This window comes from Kitasatospora sp. NPDC058046 (assembly GCF_042885595.1).
Lineage (GTDB): Bacteria > Actinomycetota > Actinomycetes > Streptomycetales > Streptomycetaceae > Kitasatospora.
Genome location: NZ_JBHVRS010000013.1, coordinates 108,929 through 128,605, shown reverse-complemented (window position 1 = coordinate 128,605; position 19,677 = coordinate 108,929). Strand labels below are relative to the sequence as shown.

Sequence of the window (19,677 nt, the reverse complement as noted above, 5' to 3'; positions counted from 1 at the left end):
GGGCTCAACATACGCCGAGGGGCGGACGGTTCCGGAGAACCGCCCGCCCCTCGAACAGGCCGATCAGGCCAGCAGGGCCTCGATGACGCCGGTGTGGGCGTCCTTCAGCTCCGCCAGCGAGACGCTGAACTGGCCCTGGACGTCCAGGCTGTCGCCGTCCACGACACCGATCCGGGCGGCCGGCAGGCCGCGCGCGGTGCACATGTCGTTGAAGCGGAGCTCCTCGCTGCGCGGCACCGCCACGACGGCGCGGCCGGCCGACTCCGAGAACAGCAGGACGAACGGGTCCTGGCCCTCGGGCAGGACGATCCGCGCACCGTGGCCGCCCTTGAGGCAGCTCTCCACGAGCGCCTGGCCGAGGCCGCCGTCGGACAGGTCGTGCGCGGCGTCGATCATGCCGTCGCGCGAGGCGGCGATCAGGATGTCGCCGAGCAGCCGCTCGCGCTCCAGGTCCACCGCGGGCGGCAGGCCGCCGAGGTGGTCGTGGACGGCCTGCGACCAGGCCGAGCCGCCGAGCTCGTCCGCCGTGTCGCCGAGCAGGTAGAGCAGCTGCCCCTCCTCGGCGAAGGCCAGCGGGGTGCGCCGGGTGACGTCGTCGATGACGCCGAGCACCGCGACCACCGGGGTCGGGTGGATGGCGACCTCGCCGGTCTGGTTGTACAGCGAGACGTTGCCGCCGGTGACCGGGGTGCCGAGCACCAGGCAGGCGTCGGCCAGGCCGCGGGTGGCCTCGGCGAACTGCCACATCACGTCCGGGTCCTCGGGGGAGCCGAAGTTGAGGCAGTCGGAGACGGCGAGCGGCTTGGCACCGCCGGCCGCGACGTTGCGGTACGCCTCGGCCAGGGCCAGCTGGGCGCCGGTGTACGGGTCCAGCTTGGCGAAGCGGCCGTTGCCGTCGGTGGCGACCGAGACGCCGAGGTTGGTCTCCTCGTCGATCCGGATCATGCCCGAGTCCTCGCCGACCGAGAGCACGGTGTTGCCGAGCACGTAGCGGTCGTACTGGTCGGTGATCCAGGACTTGGAGGCCTGGTTCGGGTGGCTCGCGACCTTCAGCAGGTCGGCCTTGAGGCCCTCGCCGGTGGTCGGGCGGGCCAGCCGCTCGGCGGTCGGGGCGTCGGCCTGCAGCGCGTCCTGCCAGCTGGGGCGGGCGTACGGGCGCTGGTAGGTCGGGCCCTCGTGGGCGACGGTGCGCGGCGGGACGTCCACCACGAGCTCGCCGTGCCAGTAGATCTCCAGGCGCTCGCCGTCGGTCACCTCACCGATGACGTTGGCGATGACGTCCCACTTCTCGCAGATCTCCAGGAAGCGGTCGATCTTGTCGGGCTCGACGATCGCGCACATGCGCTCCTGCGACTCGCTCATGAGGATCTCCTCCGGCGAGAGCGTGTGGTCGCGCAGGTGCACGGTGTCGAGCTCGATCCGCATGCCGCCGGAGCCGGCCGAGGCCAGCTCGCTGGTGGCGCAGGACAGGCCGGCGCCGCCGAGGTCCTGGATGCCCTTGACGAGCTTCTCCCGGAAGATCTCCAGGGTGCACTCGATCAGGAGCTTCTCCTGGAACGGGTCGCCGACCTGGACCGCCGGGCGCTTGGCCGGCTTGGTGTCGTCGAAGGTCTCGGAGGCGAGCACCGAGACGCCGCCGATGCCGTCGCCACCGGTGCGGGCGCCGTACAGGACGACCTTGTTGCCGGCGCCGGAGGCCTGCGCGAGGTGGATGTCCTCGTGCTTCATGACGCCCACGCACAGCGCGTTGACCAGCGGGTTGCCCTGGTAGCAGGAGTCGAAGACGACCTCGCCGCCGATGTTCGGCAGGCCCAGGCAGTTGCCGTAGCCGCCGATGCCCGCGACGATCCCGGGCAGCACGCGCCGGGTGTCCGGGTGGTCGGCCGCACCGAAGCGCAGCGGGTCCATCACGGCGACCGGGCGGGCGCCCATCGCCAGGATGTCGCGCACGATGCCGCCGATGCCGGTGGCCGCGCCCTGGTAGGGCTCGATGTACGACGGGTGGTTGTGCGACTCGACCTTGAAGGTGACCGCGTAGCCCTGGCCGACGTCGACGACACCGGCGTTCTCGCCGATGCCGACGAGCATCGCGTCCGAATCCGGCTTCTTCTCGCCGAACTGCTTCAGGTGGACCTTGCTGCTCTTGTACGAACAGTGCTCCGACCACATGACCGAGTACATGGCGAGCTCGGCGCCGGTGGGACGGCGGCCGAGGATCTCGCGGATGCGCGCGTACTCGTCCTCCTTGAGGCCGAGGTCGGCCCAGGGCTGGGCGGCGTCCGGGGTCTGCTCGGCGTTCTTGACGGTGTCGAGGCTCATCAGGCGTTCACCAGCTGCTTCAGGACGGAAGTGAAGAAGCCCAGGCCCTCGGTGGTCGGACCGGTGAGCGGCTCCACGGCGTGCTCCGGGTGCGGCATCAGGCCGACGACATTGCCGGCGGCGTTGGTGATGCCGGCGATGTCGCGGTACGAACCGTTCGGGTTGACGTCCAGGTAACGGGCGACGACCCGGCCCTCCGCCTCCAGCTCGTCGAGCACCCGCTCCTCGGCGACGAAGCGGCCCTCGCCGTTCTTCAGCGGGACGACGATTTCCTGGCCGACGGAGTAATCCCCGGTCCAGGCGGTGCCGGCGTTCTCGATGCGCAGCTTCTGGTCGCGGCAGATGAAGTGCAGCGAGTCGTTCCGGGTGAGCGCACCGGGCAGCAGGTGCGATTCGCAGAGCACCTGGAAGCCGTTGCAGATACCGAGCACCGGCATTCCGAGCTTCGCCTGCTCGATGACGGTCTCCATCACCGGCGAGAACCGGGAGATGGCACCGCAGCGCAGATAGTCGCCGTAGCTGAATCCGCCCGGCAGGACGACGGCGTCGACCTGGTGGAGATCCTTGTCACGGTGCCAGAGGGCGACCGGCTCGGCGCCGGCGAGACGGACCGCCCGCCGGGCGTCGCGGTCGTCGAGGGAGCCGGGGAAAGTGACGACGCCGACGCGGGTGGTCACTTGCCCTCCTCCTCGACCCGGACGGTGAAGTCCTCGATCACGGTGTTGGCGAGAAAGGTCTCGGCGGCTTCGCGGATACGGGCGAGCGCCGCGTCGTCGACCGGGCCCTCCACATCCAGCTCGAAACGCTTGCCCTGGCGGACGTCGGCGATCCCGGTGAATCCGAGACGGGGCAGTGCACGCTGCACCGCCTGTCCCTGGGGGTCGAGGATCTCCGGCTTGAGCATGACGTCGACTACGACGCGTGCCACTGGCACTCCCGGTGGTGTCTTCGGTGAGGCGGGGGAACTCCAGACTACCGGTGGTTTCGGGCAGGATTGCTGGCCGGGCATAGCGACGCGCGTAGACCCCAGACCCTTACGCAGCAAGGGATCCAGCGCCCCGATCACCTGCCCGGGCCGGCCGGTTTCCCCGGATTCGGCACTCGGAACGACGCCCTCCGGAGAACACCCGAATACGGCACTTGGGGACAGAACCGCCCGACCCGCACATCGGTATCAAGGAACCCGCCGAAGAGACGTGAATATCCGGAAAAGAATGCCGGACTCTTCGATTTCGGCCCCCTTCGGGTGCAGAATAGGGCCACCTGTCGCGGCAAGTGCTGCGTATCAGGCGAGCCGCCCGGCCCGCCCGTACGCGCTTGCGCGAGTTGGTGCACATCAGGCCCCGGTACCCCCTCGGACCGGCGGCCGAATTGCCCGAGAGGATTGACACCCATGGCTCAGCGTGTAGTTGTCACGCTCTCCGACGACCTGGACGGCGGCGCCGCCGCCGAAACCGTCCACTTCGGCGTCGACGGAAAGTCGTACGAGATCGACCTGTCCGTGGACAACGCGGAAAAGCTGCGGGAGGCCCTCGCTCCGTTCGTCGCCGCCGGCCGCCGGCAGAGCCGCACCGGAAAGTCCTTCCGGCGCACCGCCCTCACCCCGGACCCGGCCGCCGTCCGCGCCTGGGCCCTGTCCCGCGGGATGGAACTGCCGGCCCGCGGCCGCATCCCCAAGCACGTGTACGAGGCGTTCGCCGAGGCGAACTGACCCCGCGGGGAGCCCGCTCCCCGGTCGCCCCGCCCGCCCGGTCCGAAAGGGTGGGGCGACCACCCCGAACGATGCTGTAGAGTATTCCTCGTCGCCGCAACGGAGAGATCCGAAGAGGCGGCGGGTGCCCCACCAGGCACCATGCGGACGTGGCTCAGTTGGTAGAGCATCACCTTGCCAAGGTGAGGGTCGCGAGTTCGAATCTCGTCGTCCGCTCGCAGTGCGCGAGCACAGCACAACTCAATAGTTTGACCTGCGGACGTGGCTCAGTTGGTAGAGCATCACCTTGCCAAGGTGAGGGTCGCGAGTTCGAATCTCGTCGTCCGCTCAGATACGAAGGGCCCCCTCAATCGAGGGGGCCCTTCGGCATTCCCTCCCGGGGCGTCCCGGCACCCCCGCACCCGGCGGCCGGCGATATCGGCCATGACATTTGTCATCGCCGACCCGTGCGTCCCCACCGCGATGTCATGACGGCGCGCACTGCCCGTACGGCCCGGCCGACGGGAGGCTTGGGGCATGGAAACGAGCCGGCCCTCCCGCCCCAGCGACGACGTGATCGAGGTCACCGACCTGCACCGCCACTACGGCGGCGGCAGCACCGGGTACCACGCCGTACGCGGCGTCGACCTGACCGTCCGCCGCGGCGAGCTGTTCGCCCTGCTCGGCACCAACGGGGCCGGCAAGACCTCCACCATGGAGGTCATCGAGGGCCTGGCCGCGCCCACCGGCGGCACCGTCCGGGTGCTCGGCCGGGACCCCTTCACGGAGCGCGGCGCCGTCCGCCCGCGGATCGGCATCATGCTCCAGGAGGGCGGCTTCTCCGGCGAGCTCACCGCCGCCGAGACCGGCCGCACCTGGGCCGGGATGACCAGCGGCGCCCGCCCGGTCGCGGAGGCGCTGGAGCTGGTCGGCCTCGGCCACCGGGCGAACGTCCGGGTCAAGCAGCTGTCCGGCGGCGAGAAGCGCCGGCTGGACCTCGCGATGGCCCTGCTCGGCCGCCCCGAGGTGCTCTTCCTGGACGAACCCAGCACCGGCCTCGACCCGGAGGCCCGCGCCGCCGTCTGGCGGCTGGTCCGCGAGCTGCGCGCCCAGGGCACCACGGTGCTGCTCACCACGCACTACCTGGAGGAGGCCGAGGAGCTGGCCGACCGGCTGGCCATCATGCACGGCGGCCAGGTCGTCACCTCCGGCACCGTCGCCGAGGTGATCGCCGGCCGGCCCTCCCGGATCTCCTTCGAACTGCCCGAGTTCACCGGGACCGCGCTGCCCCTCCTGCCCGGCGCCGAGCTGTCCGTCGACGGCCGCAAGGTCACCGTGCAGACCGTCGGGCTCCAGGACACCCTCACCGACCTGCTCGGCTGGGCCCGGCACCACGGCATCGCGCTCGGCGCGCTGGACGCCCGCAGCGCCTCGCTGGAGGAGGCCTTCCTCGCGATCGCCTCCGAGGCCGCCCACCAGCACCCCCCGCAGGCGCCCGCCGCCACCCGCCCCGCCCGCCGCCGCCTGATCGGATCCGCCCGATGACCACCGCCACCGCCACCGCCGCCACCACCGCCGGTCCGCAGAGCACCGCCGTCCGCCGGCTGCTCGCCCTCGGCCGGGCCGAGGCCACCCTGCTGCTGCGCAACCGCACGGCCCTGTTCACCGCCCTGGTGCTGCCGCTGTTCCTGGTCGTCGTCCTCCGGAGCACGCTGGCGCAGCAGGCCGAGTCCAACCCCGGCCTGGACGTCGACTCGCTGCTGGTCTACGGCTCGGTCGGGATGGTCCTGGCCTTCGTCGTGTACTACAACCTGACCGCCGCGTACGTCGGACGGCGCGGCGAGCTGGTCCTCAAGCGGCTGCGCACCGGCGAGGCCCGGGACATCGAGATCCTGCTCGGCACCGCCGTCCCCTCGCTCACCCTCGGCCTGCTGATGGCCGCCCTGATCGGGATCGGCGGCAGCGTCGCCCTGCACCTGACCGTGCCGGTCAACCCGCTGCTGATGCTGGTCGGCCTGCTGCTGGCGCTGGCCACCATGATCGCCCTGGCCGCGCTGTCCAGCGCCTTCACCAGGACCGTGGAGAGCGCCGGCATCACCACCCTGCCGGTCATGCTGGTCATGCAGTTCGGCTCCGGCCTGTTCGTCCCGCTGGACGTCATGCCCGAGCAGCTGGCGAACATCTGCCGCCTGCTGCCGACCACCCCGGCCTTCCAGCTGATCCGCGTCGGCTGGTTCGGCACCGACGGCTCGGCCGCCGCGACCGGTTTCGCCGGCTCCTGGGGCGCCGCCGGCTCGCACCTGGTCACCGGGGGCATCTGGCTCGCCCTCGCGGTCTGGGGCGCGGTGCGCTACTTCCGCTGGAAGCCGCGCCGCTGAGCATCCGGCAGTAATCCGAAGGAACGCCCCCGGTCCGACCTCTGATATGAAGGCAGCAAGCATGATCGTGGTCGAACTGGGGGCGGAAGAAATGAGAATGCGGTCGCCGCTTCGCAGCTGGACGAGCCTGAGCAATCCCCAGCGCACCGAGCTGTACCTGCGCTGGTCGCTCTACCTGATGGCGCTGTTCATCCTGCCCGGCATCCTGCTCACCGTCGGGAGCGTCGCCGACCAGGCCGAGAACATCCCGGTGATCCGGATCTCCCTGCTGATCGGACTCGCCGTCACCCTGGTGCTGCTGCGGGCCTACCGCACCGCGCTCGACCACTACCTGGGCCGCCCCGCCGACCACCGGCTCTGGACCGCCCTCTCGGCCGGCCTCGCGGTGGCCGGCTCCTGGACGGTCCTGCTGTTCGGGCCCGCCGACGGCGGGACGCGGAACCCGGGCGGCGCGCCCTTCACCCCGTTCGTCGCCAGCGTCCTGCTGATCGCCTCCTTCGGGCCGGTGTGCGTGGCGCTGACCCCGCGCTGGGCCGCCGTCACCGGGGTGGGCATGCTGGCGGCCGTCTTCCCGGCCGGGGTGCTGTCCGGGGGCGACCCCGCCGGCGTCGCCGGGTACCTGACCGGACTGACCATCGGCATGGCCTTCATCGGCTTCAGCTGCCGCAGCTTCGCCTGGCTGACCTCGATCGTCTGGGAACTGGACACCGCCCGCGAGGCGCAGTCCCGGCTGGCCGTCGCCGAGGAGCGGCTGCGCTTCTCCCGCGACCTGCACGACGTGATGGGCCGCAACCTCACCACCATCGCGCTGAAGAGCGAGCTCGCCGTGCAGCTCGCCCGCCGGGGCCGCACCGAGGCCGCCGACCAGATGGCCGAGGTGCAGAAGATCGCCCAGGAGTCGCAGCGCGAGGTCCGGGACGTCATCCGCGGCTACCGCACCGCCGACCTGCACGCCGAGGCGATCGGCGCCCGCGCGGTGCTGCGCTCGGCCGACGTCGTCTGCGAGATCGACCTCGGCGAGCAGGCGGACGAGCTGCCGGCCCCGGTCCAGTCGGTGTTCGGCTGGGTCATCCGCGAGGCCACCACCAACGTGCTGCGGCACAGCGAGGCCGACCGCTGCCTGATCCGGCTGCGGACCGAGGACGGACGGGCCGTGCTGGAGCTGGAGAATGACGGGGTGCCCGACGTCCCGTTCCCCTCCCAGGGCAGCGGCACCGGGCTGCGCGGACTGCGCGAACGGCTCGCCGCCCACGGCGGCGAGCTGGCCGTGCCGACCGCCGGGCAGGGCGTCTTCCGGATGCTCGCCACCGTCCCGCTGCCGAGCTGAGGAAGAAAGACCGCCCGATGACCGAGAACGCCGCGCCCGTCCGCGTCCTGCTCGCCGACGACGAGCACCTGATCCGGGGCGCGCTGGCCGCGCTGCTCTCGCTGGAGGACGACATCGAGGTGGTCGCCCAGGCCGGCTCCGGGACGGAGGCGCTGGCGATGGCCCAGGCGCACCGCCCGGACGTCGCGGTGCTGGACCTCCAGATGCCCGGCAAGGACGGCATCGAGGTGGCCGCCGCGCTGCGGCTGCTGCTGCCGGACTGCCGCTGCATGATCGTCACCGGCCACGGCCGCCCGGGCTACCTGAAGCGGGCGCTGGAGGTCGGGGTGCGCGGCTTCCTGCCGAAGACCGTCTCGGCGGCCGACCTGGCGGGCATCATCCGGACCGTGCGCTCCGGCGGCCGGTACGTGGACCCGGAGCTGGCGGCGGACGCGATCAGCGCCGGCGAGACCCCGCTGACCCCGCGCGAGACGGACGTCCTGGAACTGGCCGCGGACGGCACCCCGATCGCCGAGATCGCCGAGCGCGCCTCGCTCTCCCAGGGCACCGTGCGCAACTACCTGTCCTCGGCGGCCACCAAGCTGGGCGCGGAGAACCGGCACGCGGCGGTGCGGATCGCCCGCGAGCACGGCTGGATCTGAGGGATCCGGCGCCCGCGGGCGATCGTTCCGGGCTCAGGCCCAGGTGGTGCCGGTCAGCCGCTCGTACACCTCGATGTACCGGGCCCGGGTCTGCTCGACGATCTCGGTCGGCAGCGCCGGCGGCGGCTGCTCGCCGTGGCGGTCCCAGCCGGAGGCCGGGGAGACCAGCCAGTCGCGGATCAGCTGCTTGTCGAAGGACGGCTGCGAGCGGCCCGGCTGCCACTGGTCGGCGGGCCAGTAGCGGGAGGAGTCCGGGGTGAGCACCTCGTCGCCGATCAGCAGCTCGCCGTCCAGCAGGCCGAACTCGAACTTGGTGTCGGCCAGGATGATGCCGCGCTCGCGGGCGATGTCCCGGGCCCGGGCGTAGACGTCCAGGGTGGTGCGGCGCAGCTGGGCGGCGAGCTCGGCGCCGATCCGGCGGGCGGTCTCCTCGTAGGAGACGTTCTCGTCGTGCTCGCCGACCTCGGCCTTGAGCGCCGGGGTGTAGATCGGGGCGGGCAGCTCGGAGCTGTTCTCCAGGCCCTCGGGCAGCGCGATGCCGCAGACCGTGCGGCTCTCCTGGTACTCGGCCAGGCCGGAGCCGGCCAGGTAGCCGCGGGCGACCGCCTCGACCGGGACCATCTCCAGGCTGCGGCAGACCAGCGTGCGGCCCTTCCAGTCGGCCGGGGCGCCGGCCGGGACCTCGGTGGAGATCACGTGGTTGGGGACGATGTCGGCGATCCGCTCGAACCACCACAGCGACAGCTGGGTGAGGATGCGGCCCTTGTCCGGGATCTCGTTCGGCAGCACCCAGTCGTGGGCGGACGTCCGGTCGCTGGCCACCATGACCAGCTCGCCCGATCCGGTGCGGTAGAGGTCGCGCACCTTGCCGGTGTGCAGGTGGACCAGGCCGGGTACCTGGACCGGCTCGGGCTTGGTGACAAATCCGCTCAAGGTGTTCAGTCCTCAGGGGTCGTTCGCGGGTGGGGCACCGCGAAAGGGGAGGTCACTGCCCCCGCAGTCTTTCACGACCGGGTTCGCCCGCCCCGACCCGTCCCCGGCCTCGGGGGACGGAGCGCCTAGTTCTTGCACAGTCGGTCCAGCAGGTTGGCGGTGGCCCGCTGGATCCGCTCGTCGGTCAGGCCCGGGCGGCCCAGTGCGGGCGACCAGGCGAAGGTGCCCGCCGCGAAGACGTACGCGCCGCTGGGCGCCCGGTACAGCGAGGTCTCCTGGTAGCGGGTGCGGCCGCCCAGGTCCTGGTACGGCGAGTGCGCCAGCAGCACCCGCTCGATGTGCTCGGGCAGCGCCACCTTGGGGTAGTAGCGGTCGGCCTCGCCGGCGACCAGCCCGGGCAGCTCGTCGCCCTCCTGGAGGCCGGTGCCGTCCCAGAGCCAGTGCGCGGTGTGCCGGGCGACCAGCGGGACGGGCGCGGCGACCCGCCCCGAGTACTGCACCCCGAGCAGCTGCTGCTCGGGCTCCCCGGCGTCCCGCCACAGCGCGCTGGCCGCGCCGGGCGCCCCGGCGGCCGGGCTGCCGGGGCGGACCTTCTGCCGCTTGCGGCAGTTGAGCAGCCGGTTGGGCTCGCCGGAGGCGGCGGCGGTCAGCTCGACCCGCCAGTACATGGTGTTGGCGGAGAGGAACACCAGCGAGGTGCCGCCGTCCCGGGCCCGCTCGGCGGCCCGGCGCATCGGCTCGGACCAGTACTCGTCGTGGCCGGGGAAGACCAGCGCCCGGTGCCGGGACGGGTCCACCAGGCCGGCGTGCAGGTCGGTGGCGGTGGCGTAGGAGAGGTCGTAGCCGAAGCGCTCGGCCCAGCGGATGAAGTCGTACGCGTGGCCGACGTGCAGCGGCAGTCCGGCGGTGGCGTGCGGGCGGTCGAAGGAGACGGTGACGGCCGCCTCCGGCTCGCCGACCAGACCGCCCAGGCCGTCCCAGGCGTGGTAGAGGCTGGCGCCGGTGCGGCCGTCCTCGGGGAACAGGTTGTACGCCTGCCAGGTCACGTCGGGGAGCACCAGGAGCAGCTCGGCGGTGCGCGCCCGCTCGTCGAAGTCCCGGACGGTGAAGGGGATGTGGCTGCGGTGCAGCATGTCCGCGGTGGTCAGCACGGCGACGTACGAGCCGGGCTTCCAGTGCGCCGGGATCTGGAGCCGCCAGGAGTGCCACCAGTGGTGGCAGGAGACCGTCCGGTCGACCACCAGCGGGGCGGGCTGGGCGAGGCCGGAGATCAGCGGGCTGGAGGTCATGTGGCGGGCGCCGTCGCCGCCGTAGTGGCCGATCCGGAAGACGTCCACGGTGAACTCGCGGGGCGGGTTGACGGTGACCCGGAAGTCCACCGAGCCGCCGGGGCGGATCACCCCGGCCGAGGCGAAGCCCTTGATCTGCTGGTCCACGTCGTTGGCGCCCTGCGGGCTGCCGACCGACGGCTTGGGCCGGGTGCCCGCGGCCAGCGGCTGCTGGCCGGGCGCGTCCACCGAGACGTACCAGGGGACGGCGCCCTCCGCCCCCGCCAGGTACTGGTCCGGGCTGCGCAGCCAGGGCAGCGGCCCCTGACCGAAGGGGTCGGAGACGCTGTAGGCGTGCGTCCCCGACTCCCAGCGGCGGTTGAGTTCGGTCCCCACGCGCCCCTCCCAGGTGCACTTCCGCCCGGTGGCACGTGCCCCCCGGATGTGCGTGCGGTCTAATACACCACAGAGTGCTGCCGTAACGTCACCCTCCGGTAGCAATTGGTGCAGGGAATCTCGCGCGCCTCCCGGGCAGGGCCTCCGGCCTGCGAAGACGCCGGGCGGCCAACCGATTTGGGGGCGCGCACCGGGACACCGAGCGCCCTCCTGGAACGCCTGGGACGTCAGAGGCGGACGGGTTTCTCGAGACGGACGTCGGCCGCGTCCAGCCAGGCGCGCAACGGGCCGTCCTGGCCCTGTTCGACGGCCTGGGCGACCGGGCCGGCCAGGTCGGTGCGGCGCACCCCGCCGAGCAGCAGCACCGGGCCGTCCAGCCAGTCCAGGCCGGGGGAGCCTCCGGCGGTGTCCACGGCGGCGCAGCAGACCATCGCGGTGACGTGGTCGACCAGCAGGTCGCGGCCGCTGCGGTCCGGTTCGAGCAGCGGGGCCGGGGCGGTGGTGCGGGCCAGCTGGGCGGCGAGCGCGGCGGCCAGCAGCTCGCCGTCGCCCTCGGCGAGCCGGCCCAGCAGCCGGGTGAGGGTCGGAGCGCCCGGGCGGGACTGCGGGGCGAGCCGGTCCAGGGCGGTCTGCAGGGCGGCGGCGCCCGCCCGCCAGCCGGCGTCCACCACCTCGGCCGGGTAGTCGGCCCACTCCAGCTCGTGCCAGCCGCCGACCGCCGGGCGGCCGAAGAACAGGTCGGCGGCGAGCCGGGAGACCGCCCGGTCGACGGTGCCGGGCTCCTCCAGCAGGTCGCAGGCGGGGCGGTCGCCGAGCCGGCTGCCGTAGCCGTCGGCCAGCCGGTCGCGCCGGGACAGCTCGGTGAGCGCGGAGACCACGCCGGCGTTGAGGTGGGCCGGGTGGCGGCCGAGCCGCCAGGCGGGCAGCGCGACCCGGGTGAGCAGCCGGTCCCAGCCCGCGTAGGCCAGGCCGACCTGCTCCTGGGCGGCGATCCGCAGGCCGTAGTCGACCGCCCTGGCCTGCTCGGAGGCCCAGCCCGCGACCGAGCGCTCCAGCTCGGCGGAGTGGCCCCGGCAGGCGCCGAGCAGACGGCGGACGACCCGGCGGACGACCCGGTCGGCGAGTGCGGCCGGACCGCGCCGGGGCGGCCGGGGCGGGGCGGCCAGGATGCCGCCGCCGAGGCCGGGGGCCGTGCCGCCGCCGGAGTCCAGGCAGGCGTCCAGGCGGCGCAGGAAGCGCCGGGCGGCGGCGATCTCCGGGTCGGCGGAGGCGGCGGTGCCGGCCACCACGGGGGCGAGCAGGGCCCGCAGCTCGCCGGCCCGCATCCACCAGAGGAAGGGCGAGCCGATCACCAGGACGGGGGCGGGCTCGGCCGGGTCCGGCTGCGGCGTGGCTGTCGGCCCGGCGGGCGGGACATCCTCCAGCCAGCTGTCGCAGTCCGGGGTGAGGGCGACGGCGGAGGGCGCGGGCACGTCCAGCCGGTCCGCCAGTTCGTCGATCAGCCGGTACAGCTCGGGTGCCTCGGCGCGGTCCAGCGGGACGGCCGGGGTGGACGGCGGGACGGCCCGGCGCAGGGCCCGGGCGGTCAGCCCGGCCACCAGCAGGGTCAGCGCGGCGACCGCGCAGACCGCCCAGCGGGCGGCGTCCCAGCCGGCCGCGTCGGCGGCCCCGGGCGCGCCGATCCGGCCGGTGAACCGGCCCGCGAGCAGGACCACCGCGACGGCGGTGGGCAGGGCGGCGGCGGCCCGGGCGAGGCCTCGGACCCGCAGGACCGCCTGGGCGTGAGCGCGCGCGATGTCGACTGCTGCCATACGGTGCGGCACCCCCTTCGGAGCCCTCGGGCGCCCGGCTTCGGGCCCTGAGCCGACTCGAAATGATCAGTTCCGACCGGGAAGCGGAGGCGTCCGATCCCCGGTAGTGCATGCTGCGTGGCGCTACTGACATTTTCGACGCCCCGGTCCGGGTGGGCGTTCCGGATCACCCCGGTTTCCACTCGTCCCGGTGACACTGCCCGGATTCCGGACGCCGGCGGCCGGTCCGGTGCGAAGCACCCGACGACCGCCCGGCCGGACGCCGTCCAGCATCCCCCCGTGGGAGCACCGCTACCCGGCGGCGACCCCGGCGCACGGGCCCCGCGCACCGCGATCCAGCGCACCATAAGGCCGCGCAGCCGGTTGCGTCAGCCGGATGCGGGTGCTGTCACCCGATGGGCTGGAATCCGTCGGCCGAACGGTGAGTCCGCCCCGGTGGCCCCTCCAGCCCCGAAACGCCCGGGGCACTGCGCCCATGGGGGTTGACCGGCCAGCTCGGTTGTTCGAGCTTCGCTCGCCCCTGCCGGCGGCCCCCGCCGCGGGCCCGAGCGGGGCCGTCGCACGCCGCGGCCCCCGTGCGAACGGTTCGCACGGGGGCCGCGGTCGGCACGGGCACGGGTGGCCTCAGGCGGTGGCCGCCTTCAGCGCGATGTCGGTACGGTGCTGGCCGCCCTTGAGGGAGATCCGGTCCACCGCGGCGTACGCGCGCTCGCGCGCCTCGGCCAGGTCTGCGCCGGTCGCGGTGACCGACAGCACGCGGCCGCCGGCGCTCAGCACCTGGCCGTCCTCGCCCGCCGTCGTCCCGGCGTGCAGCACGAACGCGGTGCCGTCCGCCTCGGCCTCGGCCAGGCCGTCGATCGGGTCGCCGGTGCGCGGGGCGGCCGGGTAGCCCTCGGAGGCGACGACCACGGTGACGGCCGCGCCCTCGTCCCAGCGCAGCGGCTCCAGCTGGTCCAGGGTGCCGTTGGCGGAGGCCAGCAGCACGCCCGCCAGCGGGGTGCGCAGCCGGGCCAGCACGACCTGGGTCTCCGGGTCGCCGAAGCGGGCGTTGAACTCGATCACCCGGGTGCCGCGCGAGGTGAGCGCCAGGCCCGCGTACAGCAGGCCGGAGAACTCGGTGCCGCGGCGGCGCAGCTCGTCCACGGTCGGCTGGAGGACGGTCTCCAGGACCTCCTCGACCAGCCCGGCGGGCGCCCACGGCAGCGGCGAGTAGGCGCCCATGCCGCCGGTGTTGGGGCCCTCGTCGCCGTCCAGCGCGCGCTTGAAGTCCTGGGCGGGCTGGAGCGGGACGACGGTGGTGCCGTCGGTGATCGCGAACAGCGAGACCTCGGGGCCGTCCAGGTACTCCTCGATGACCACGCGCTCGCAGGCGGCGGCGTGCGCCAGCGCCTCCGCGCGGTCGGAGGTGACCACGACGCCCTTGCCGGCGGCCAAGCCGTCGTCCTTCACCACGTACGGGGCGCCGAAGGCGTCCAGCGCCTCGGCCGCCTCGGCGGCGGTGGTGCAGACGTAGGAGCGGGCGGTGGGCACGCCGGCCGCGGCCATCACGTCCTTGGCGAAGGCCTTCGAGCCCTCGAGTCGGGCGGCCGCCGCGGACGGGCCGAACACCGGGACGCCGGCCGCGCGCACGGCGTCCGCGACGCCGGCCACCAGCGGGGCCTCCGGCCCGACCACCACCAGGGCGGCGCCGAGCCGGCCGGCCAGCGCGGCGACCTGCGCACCGTCCAGCTGGTCGACCGGGTGGACCGTCGCGACCTGCGCGATCCCGGCGTTGCCCGGGGCACAGTGCAGTTCGGACACAGCGGGATCTTGGGACAGAGAGCGGCACAGGGCGTGTTCGCGGGCGCCGCCGCCGATGACGAGGACCTTCACGCCTGGCAGCGTAGTCGGTGGCCTGTTCCGGCCGCTCTCCGGTCCCGTCGGATCCTCCAGGCGGAACGCTCCGTACGCCGAGCACACTGGAGGATCGTCCAAGCTCGACCGGGCCGATTCGGCGACGGGTGCCCGGGTCACGACGGCGGGTCACCCGACCCTCGCTCGGACGGGTGAAATCTCGCCGACCCCCGCAACCCGCCCACCTCGGGTTCCGTTGGCCGAAACCGGTAACGATCAGCGGAGAAGCGCCCCCACGGTCAGCCATTTGGCGGTAAGAAGTGCTGTTGGAGAACCACCGGCGGACACCACGTCAGCCGTTGCGCCGACAGACCCAGCAGTCCGCCCGCCACAGGGAGCCCCACAGGTGAGCCAGCCGGAAATGCAGCCCGAGGAGAGTGCCTGGGGCAAGGAGATCGGCGAGGAGGACCCGCCCGCCGCCGCCGTCGTCCGACGGGCCTCCACCCGACGCCGGGACGATCTGAGCACCCGACAGTTCCCGCTCGGGGACTGGGGCGAGCCCGCCGAACGGCTGGAGGAGCTCTACCGCTGGTCCGAGGAGCGGGCGGTCGAGGCCATCGAGTGGTACCGCCGGGACCGGATCTGGAAGCGCCGCTGGGCGCGCCTGCTGCGGTTCGGCGCGGCCGGCTTCGCGGTGGGCGGGGTGACCGCCCCACTGGTCGACCTGGCCGGCGCCTTCGCGAACGGCACCGGCTGGGGCTACGTCGGCTTCGCGCTCTCCGCCGGCTGCCTGGCCGTCGACCGGGTCTTCGGCCTCACCTCCGGCTGGATGCGGGACGTCTCCACCGGACAGGCGCTGCAACGCCGCCTGGAGGCCTTCCAGTTCGACTGGGCGTCGGAGTGCGTGCGCGAGGTGCTCGGCCCGACCGAGGGCACCGCGGGCGAGGCCGCCGAGCGCTGCCTGGGCGTGCTGCGCCGGTTCTGCGAGGACGTCTCCGACATGGTCCGCTCCGAGACCTCGGAGTGGATGCTGGAGTTCCGCGCCTCGATGACCCAGCTGCCCACCCAGTCCGGCGGGGCCTGGGGCGGGCGCAGCGAGCCCGGGGTGGGCGCCCAGGTGCGGGTGCTGCCGCCGCCGGGCACCCGGCCCACCATGCCGCGTCAGCGGCCGCCGGAGGGGCCGCTGCGCTAGCGGTCGGGGCCGGGAGCCGGATCGCGACTCGGGGCTCGGGGCTCGGGGCTCGGGGCTCAGGGCTCAGGGCTCAGGGCTCAGGGCTCAGGGCTCAGGGCTCAGGCGAAGACGATCATCGAGCCCTGGGCGACGCTCCTGGTCGCCGCCGCGTACAGGCCCGACCAGGCGTGCCGCTCCCGGGCGAAGGGGTGGACGTCGTCGATCGGCGGCCCGAACGGCTGCTCCAGGCCGGTCGGGCCGAGCGGCCGGGTCGGGTCCGGCGGGTTGAGCGGGTCGATGCCCAGCGCCGGTGCGACGGCCTGGAGTTCGCGCAGCAGCCCGTGGCTGGAGCCGAGCGGGCCGCCGGAGGCGAGCAGCGTCTCGTCCACCAGCGGCACCGCGAACTCGACCGGCACGTACGCGCCGGCGTGGTCGAAGTGCCAGACCAGGTGCGACTGTTCGGCACCGCTCTCGAACATCTCCAGCAGCTGCTCGTAGTCGCCGCCGAGCGTGTCGACCGGGGTGATGTCCAGTCCGGTGAGGCCCAACAGGTAGGCGCGGCGCAGGAAGTGCAGCGAGTCGTAGTCGAAGGCGGCTATCGGCTCGACCGCACCGCTGATGCCCGGGACGAACTGGTAGACCGGCACCTCGGGCAGCCCGCGCGAGGCCAGCACCGCGTTGTAGAGCGCGAGGTCGTCCCGGAAGGGGTTGTCGGGACTGTGGCTCAGCACGTCCACCAGCGGGACGAGCCAGAGGTCGCAGGCCATGGCCGGCAGTTCCTCTCCGGAGGCGGGGATCGCCCGCGGAGACGGGGCGACGACGGGGGCTTGGGTCGGTACCCGGACGGCCCGTTGGCGGGGCGCCCGGTCCGACGCCCGCCCACCCTACCGGCCCGGCGCGGCGTGCGGGTCGGACCGCCCCCGCGGGGCCTCCGGGGGCGGCTCGGGCAGCCGCCGGCCGAACCGGCCGTACGGCGTCGCGCGCGGCTGCGGCACCAGGCCGAGGCCCAGTCCCAGTTCACGGCCGAGCTCCCGGCCGACCTCGTCGCTGCGGCGGCTCCGCTCGGCGCGGGCCGCACCGGGCCCGGCGGCGGACTCGGCGGCCGGCTCCGGCGGGGCCGGCGGCGCGGGCGGCGGCTCGACCGGCACCGCGGGCGGCTCCTCCCCGGCGAACTCGGTGAGCAGCCCGAGGACCGTCACCGACTCCAGCGGCTGTCCGGCCAGCCCGGCCAGCAGCCGGACGGTGTACAGGTTGTACTCGCAGATGATCCGGTGCGCGGCGAGCGGGTCGCGGGCCTCGATCGCCTCGACCAGGTCCGGGTGGCGCTCCCAGCAGACCCCGCCCAGCGCGGGCAGCTCCCGCAGGTAGCGGGCGGCGAACATCCAGGACTGCACCCGCAGCCAGTCCAGGTAGTCGGCGATCCGGCGGTTGCCGAGCAGCGCGCCGACCTCCTGCCAGAACCGGCGGTCGCAGCCCACCATCACGTCCAGGTTCCCGGCCCGGGCGGCCCGCACCGCCGCGTCGGCCCGGCGGTGCAGCGAGGACAGCCGGCTGAGGTCGGGCAGCGCCCGGCGGGCGGTGTACTGGCGGTGGAAGCTGTCGGTGATCAGGACCCGGGACTCGAAGATCTCCAGGAAGTCGTCCCAGCCGAGCTCGGGCACGGTGAAGCCGCGGTGGTGCTCGGCCCGCAGCAGGCCCTGCGCGCCGAGGTCGACCAGGGCCTCGCGGGCCGGGGTCGCGGAGACGCCGTACAGCTCGGCGATCTCCTTGACGGTGAAGTTGCGGCCGGCCGCGAGTCGGCCGGCCATCATCTCCTCGCGCAGCGCGCCGGCGATCTGCTCGCGCAGGCTGTTGCGGTGGATGACGGGACGGGGGGTGTCGCCTGCGCCGTTGTCAGGCATGGGCGCGACCTCCTCGGGCGGGCCGACCGGGCAGGCCCTCGTACGGGCCGGCGGGGAACACGACGAGTGCTCATCTTCTCAAACCCGATCGACCCAGGTACGAACCAACCCTCCGGAACGCCGTCCGCGGCGCCCCGGCGCCGTCCCGACCGCGTCCCGTCCCCCGCTCCCGCCGCCGTGCCGGCCCCCGCTCCGGGCGCCGCTCCGGCTCAGCGCTGGACCGGCGCCGGGATCCCCAGCAGGCGGTCCCGCAGCACCGGGAACTCCTCGCGCGCCTTGGCCACCTCGGCCGGGTCGAACTCGACCGTCAGGACCTCCTCGTCCGCCCCCGCCTCGGCCAGCACCCGGCCCCACGGGTCCACCACGATGCTGTGCCCGGCCTGCTCGACCCCGGCGTGCGTCCCGGCGGTGTTGCAGGCCAGCACGAAGGCCTGCTCCTCCACCGCCCGGGCCCGGGCCAGCAGCGTCCAGTGCTCGCGCCGCCGGGCCGGCCAGGCCGCCGGGACCACCAGCAGCTGCGCGCCGGCGTCCAGCAGCGCCCGGAACAGCTCCGGGAAGCGCAGGTCGTAGCAGGTGGCCAGGCCCAGCGTGGCGAAGTCGGTGGGCGCGGTGACGATCTCCTGCCCGGCGCCCATCACCACCGCCTCGCCGCTGTCGAAGCCGAAGCGGTGGATCTTGCGGTACGTGTGCACCAGCTCGCCGTCCGGGGAGAACAGCAGCGAGGTGTTGTAGATCGGACCGTCCGGATCGCGTTCGACGATCGAACCGGCGTGCAGCCAGACCCCGGCGGCCCGGGCGGCGGCCGACATCACGTCCGAGGTGGGCCCGTCCAGCGTCTCCGCGCCGTCCGACCAGAGGTCGTAGGCGAAGCCGCCGAGCGGCCACAGCTCCGGGAGGACCACCAGGTCGGCACCCTGTTGCGCCCGCACCAGGGCGGCCGCCCGAGCCCTCCGCTCGGCGGGCGGCTCCGCGTCGGAGACCGCGAGTTGGATCAATGAAGCGCGCACAGTACCACCGTCCACGGCAAGAGACCTACGATCGTCACCCGAAAGCGCTGCCCAGCTGTCTCCCGGCAGCGTAACGTGCGGTTAGCGTGTGCGCCGGGAAAGCCGGACCATCCCGGTCGGCCGTGACGGCGGGGCACAGGCGGCAAGGAAGCTGACGGAGGGCCGGAGATTCCCGTGACGGACAACCAGACCGTGCAGGCTTACACCGAGGCGTGGACCCAGACCATCGAGTCCATATCGGAGCTGGTCGCCCCCCTTCCCGAGGGCTCCTGGAACCGGGCCACCGAGTGTCCGGGCTGGTCCGTCCGGGACGTCGTCTCGCACGTGATCGCGGTCGAGTCCGACCTGCTCGGCGACCCCCGCCCGATCCACTCGCTGCCGCGTGACCTCCGTCACGTGACCTCCGAGTTCGCCCGCTACGTCGAACTCCCGGTCGACAAGCGCCGCTGCCACACCGCGCTGGAGATGACCAGCGAGCTGGAGTACACGATCATCCGGCGCTCCCGGGCGCTGCGGAACGCCAAGCAGACGCCCGAGGAGCCGGTGCGCTGGCCGGCCGGGCCGCTGGCCAGGGACGTCCCGTACCACGAGCTGCTGCGGAGGCGGGCCTTCGACGTCTGGGTGCACGAGCAGGACCTGCGCCGGGCCCTGGAGGCCCCGGGCAACCTGGACGCCCCGGCCGCGCTGATCACCCGGGACGTGCTGCTGGAGCTGCTGCCCAAGGCCGTCGCCACCAAGGCCGGGGCCCCGGCCGGAACGGCCCTGGTGCTGGACGTCACCGGCCCGGTGGAGTTCCTGCGCACCGTCCGGGTGGACGCCACCGGCCACTGCACCGTGGACGAGTCGATCAGCCTGGCGCCCGACGTCCAGCTCACCATGGACTGGGAGACCTACCTGCGGCTCGCCTGCGGCCGCGGCCGGCCCGGCCCGGTCTCCGTCGAGGGCGACCAGGAGCTGGCCGAGCGGGTGCTGGCCAACTTCTCGGTCACCATCTGAGGCGGG

General features: G+C 73.7%; 17 protein-coding genes and 2 tRNA genes. 9 read left to right on the top strand and 10 right to left on the bottom strand.

The features are described from left to right. Nucleotides 1–63: 63 nt before the first annotated feature. From purL to purS, 3 genes are read right to left on the bottom strand one after another with little or no spacing between them, the layout of a single operon-like run. Nucleotides 64–2,319, bottom strand: a complete 2,256-nt coding sequence (gene purL / locus ACFVU7_RS25230) for a phosphoribosylformylglycinamidine synthase subunit PurL (RefSeq protein ID WP_380743515.1) — start codon at nucleotides 2,317–2,319, stop codon at nucleotides 64–66. Continuing rightward, nucleotides 2,319–2,996, bottom strand: coding sequence for a phosphoribosylformylglycinamidine synthase subunit PurQ (purQ, locus tag ACFVU7_RS25225; RefSeq protein WP_049654011.1), 678 nt, complete (start codon nucleotides 2,994–2,996; stop codon nucleotides 2,319–2,321). The genes purL and purQ overlap by 1 nt, the downstream gene beginning before the upstream one ends. Then, the gene (purS, locus tag ACFVU7_RS25220) at nucleotides 2,993–3,247 is read right to left on the bottom strand and encodes a phosphoribosylformylglycinamidine synthase subunit PurS (protein WP_049654013.1); all 255 of its coding nucleotides are present in this window, start codon (nucleotides 3,245–3,247) and stop codon (nucleotides 2,993–2,995) included. The genes purQ and purS overlap by 4 nt, the downstream gene beginning before the upstream one ends. A gap of 465 nt (nucleotides 3,248–3,712) precedes the next feature. Between purS and ACFVU7_RS25215 the strand changes: the two genes are divergently transcribed. The 7 genes from ACFVU7_RS25215 to ACFVU7_RS25185 all read left to right on the top strand — a co-directional run bounded on the left by ACFVU7_RS25215 (nucleotide 3,713) and on the right by ACFVU7_RS25185 (nucleotide 8,355). Beyond that, nucleotides 3,713–4,030 carry an Lsr2 family protein gene (locus tag ACFVU7_RS25215; RefSeq protein ID WP_030056585.1) on the top strand — a complete coding sequence of 106 codons (318 nt, stop codon included), beginning with the start codon at nucleotides 3,713–3,715 and terminating at the stop codon, nucleotides 4,028–4,030. A 143-nt stretch (nucleotides 4,031–4,173) separates the two neighbouring features. Then, a tRNA-Gly gene (locus ACFVU7_RS25210) sits at nucleotides 4,174–4,246 on the top strand. A 39-nt stretch (nucleotides 4,247–4,285) separates the two neighbouring features. Then, nucleotides 4,286–4,358 (top strand) — tRNA-Gly (locus ACFVU7_RS25205). Nucleotides 4,359–4,546: 188 nt separating this feature from the next. After that, the gene (locus ACFVU7_RS25200; RefSeq protein ID WP_074001868.1) at nucleotides 4,547–5,554 is read left to right on the top strand and encodes an ABC transporter ATP-binding protein; all 1,008 of its coding nucleotides are present in this window, start codon (nucleotides 4,547–4,549) and stop codon (nucleotides 5,552–5,554) included. Further along, nucleotides 5,551–6,387, top strand: coding sequence for an ABC transporter permease (locus tag ACFVU7_RS25195; RefSeq protein ID WP_388047270.1), 837 nt, complete (start codon nucleotides 5,551–5,553; stop codon nucleotides 6,385–6,387). The genes ACFVU7_RS25200 and ACFVU7_RS25195 overlap by 4 nt, the downstream gene beginning before the upstream one ends. A gap of 97 nt (nucleotides 6,388–6,484) precedes the next feature. Beyond that, nucleotides 6,485–7,714, top strand: a complete 1,230-nt coding sequence (locus ACFVU7_RS25190; RefSeq protein ID WP_388047268.1) for a sensor histidine kinase — start codon at nucleotides 6,485–6,487, stop codon at nucleotides 7,712–7,714. Nucleotides 7,715–7,731: 17 nt separating this feature from the next. Next, nucleotides 7,732–8,355 carry a response regulator transcription factor gene (locus ACFVU7_RS25185; RefSeq protein ID WP_049654019.1) on the top strand — a complete coding sequence of 208 codons (624 nt, stop codon included), beginning with the start codon at nucleotides 7,732–7,734 and terminating at the stop codon, nucleotides 8,353–8,355. Between the two features lie 33 nt (nucleotides 8,356–8,388). On the opposite strand, the gene ACFVU7_RS25180 is transcribed toward ACFVU7_RS25185, so the two are convergent. From ACFVU7_RS25180 to purD, 4 genes are all read right to left on the bottom strand, one after another. Further along, the gene (locus tag ACFVU7_RS25180; RefSeq protein WP_049654021.1) at nucleotides 8,389–9,288 is read right to left on the bottom strand and encodes a phosphoribosylaminoimidazolesuccinocarboxamide synthase; all 900 of its coding nucleotides are present in this window, start codon (nucleotides 9,286–9,288) and stop codon (nucleotides 8,389–8,391) included. Between the two features lie 125 nt (nucleotides 9,289–9,413). Continuing rightward, nucleotides 9,414–10,952: a N,N-dimethylformamidase beta subunit family domain-containing protein gene (locus ACFVU7_RS25175; protein ID WP_117488693.1), complete on the bottom strand. Its 1,539-nt coding sequence runs from the start codon at nucleotides 10,950–10,952 to the stop codon at nucleotides 9,414–9,416. A 227-nt stretch (nucleotides 10,953–11,179) separates the two neighbouring features. Then, on the bottom strand, nucleotides 11,180–12,763 hold the full coding sequence (locus ACFVU7_RS25170; RefSeq protein WP_388047266.1) for a hypothetical protein: 1,584 nt from the start codon (nucleotides 12,761–12,763) through the stop codon (nucleotides 11,180–11,182). A gap of 624 nt (nucleotides 12,764–13,387) precedes the next feature. Further along, nucleotides 13,388–14,635: a phosphoribosylamine--glycine ligase gene (gene purD, locus ACFVU7_RS25165; protein ID WP_049659445.1), complete on the bottom strand. Its 1,248-nt coding sequence runs from the start codon at nucleotides 14,633–14,635 to the stop codon at nucleotides 13,388–13,390. A gap of 367 nt (nucleotides 14,636–15,002) precedes the next feature. On the opposite strand from purD, the gene ACFVU7_RS25160 reads away from it, so the two are divergent. Next, on the top strand, nucleotides 15,003–15,788 hold the full coding sequence (locus tag ACFVU7_RS25160; protein ID WP_074001872.1) for an SLATT domain-containing protein: 786 nt from the start codon (nucleotides 15,003–15,005) through the stop codon (nucleotides 15,786–15,788). A gap of 98 nt (nucleotides 15,789–15,886) precedes the next feature. Here the strand turns inward: ACFVU7_RS25160 and ACFVU7_RS25155 are convergent, their stop codons facing one another. From ACFVU7_RS25155 to ACFVU7_RS25145, 3 genes are all read right to left on the bottom strand, one after another. Next, nucleotides 15,887–16,534 (bottom strand): hypothetical protein, encoded by a 648-nt coding sequence (locus ACFVU7_RS25155; RefSeq protein ID WP_049659440.1) that lies wholly within the window; start codon nucleotides 16,532–16,534, stop codon nucleotides 15,887–15,889. A 117-nt stretch (nucleotides 16,535–16,651) separates the two neighbouring features. Then, entirely contained in the window at nucleotides 16,652–17,668 is a 1,017-nt protein-coding gene (locus ACFVU7_RS25150; RefSeq protein WP_074001873.1) for a GntR family transcriptional regulator, read from the bottom strand. Between the two features lie 209 nt (nucleotides 17,669–17,877). Next, nucleotides 17,878–18,675: a carbon-nitrogen family hydrolase gene (locus tag ACFVU7_RS25145; RefSeq protein ID WP_049656341.1), complete on the bottom strand. Its 798-nt coding sequence runs from the start codon at nucleotides 18,673–18,675 to the stop codon at nucleotides 17,878–17,880. Nucleotides 18,676–18,849: 174 nt separating this feature from the next. Here ACFVU7_RS25145 and ACFVU7_RS25140 point away from each other — a divergent pair, with 174 nt between their 5' ends. Further along, the gene (locus ACFVU7_RS25140; protein ID WP_049656343.1) at nucleotides 18,850–19,671 is read left to right on the top strand and encodes a maleylpyruvate isomerase family mycothiol-dependent enzyme; all 822 of its coding nucleotides are present in this window, start codon (nucleotides 18,850–18,852) and stop codon (nucleotides 19,669–19,671) included. The last annotated feature ends 6 nt before the right edge of the window (nucleotides 19,672–19,677 follow it).

Coding starts and splice junctions, on each gene's coding strand:
- ACFVU7_RS25170 (WP_388047266.1), bottom strand. CDS start 12,763: ATGGCAGCAGTCGACATCGCGCGCGCTCACGCCCAGGCGGTCCTGCGG.
- ACFVU7_RS25190 (WP_388047268.1), top strand. CDS start 6,485: ATGCGGTCGCCGCTTCGCAGCTGGACGAGCCTGAGCAATCCCCAGCGC.
- ACFVU7_RS25185 (WP_049654019.1), top strand. CDS start 7,732: ATGACCGAGAACGCCGCGCCCGTCCGCGTCCTGCTCGCCGACGACGAG.
- ACFVU7_RS25195 (WP_388047270.1), top strand. CDS start 5,551: ATGACCACCGCCACCGCCACCGCCGCCACCACCGCCGGTCCGCAGAGC.
- ACFVU7_RS25150 (WP_074001873.1), bottom strand. CDS start 17,668: ATGCCTGACAACGGCGCAGGCGACACCCCCCGTCCCGTCATCCACCGC.
- ACFVU7_RS25155 (WP_049659440.1), bottom strand. CDS start 16,534: ATGGCCTGCGACCTCTGGCTCGTCCCGCTGGTGGACGTGCTGAGCCAC.
- ACFVU7_RS25200 (WP_074001868.1), top strand. CDS start 4,547: ATGGAAACGAGCCGGCCCTCCCGCCCCAGCGACGACGTGATCGAGGTC.
- purL (WP_380743515.1), bottom strand. CDS start 2,319: ATGAGCCTCGACACCGTCAAGAACGCCGAGCAGACCCCGGACGCCGCC.
- ACFVU7_RS25215 (WP_030056585.1), top strand. CDS start 3,713: ATGGCTCAGCGTGTAGTTGTCACGCTCTCCGACGACCTGGACGGCGGC.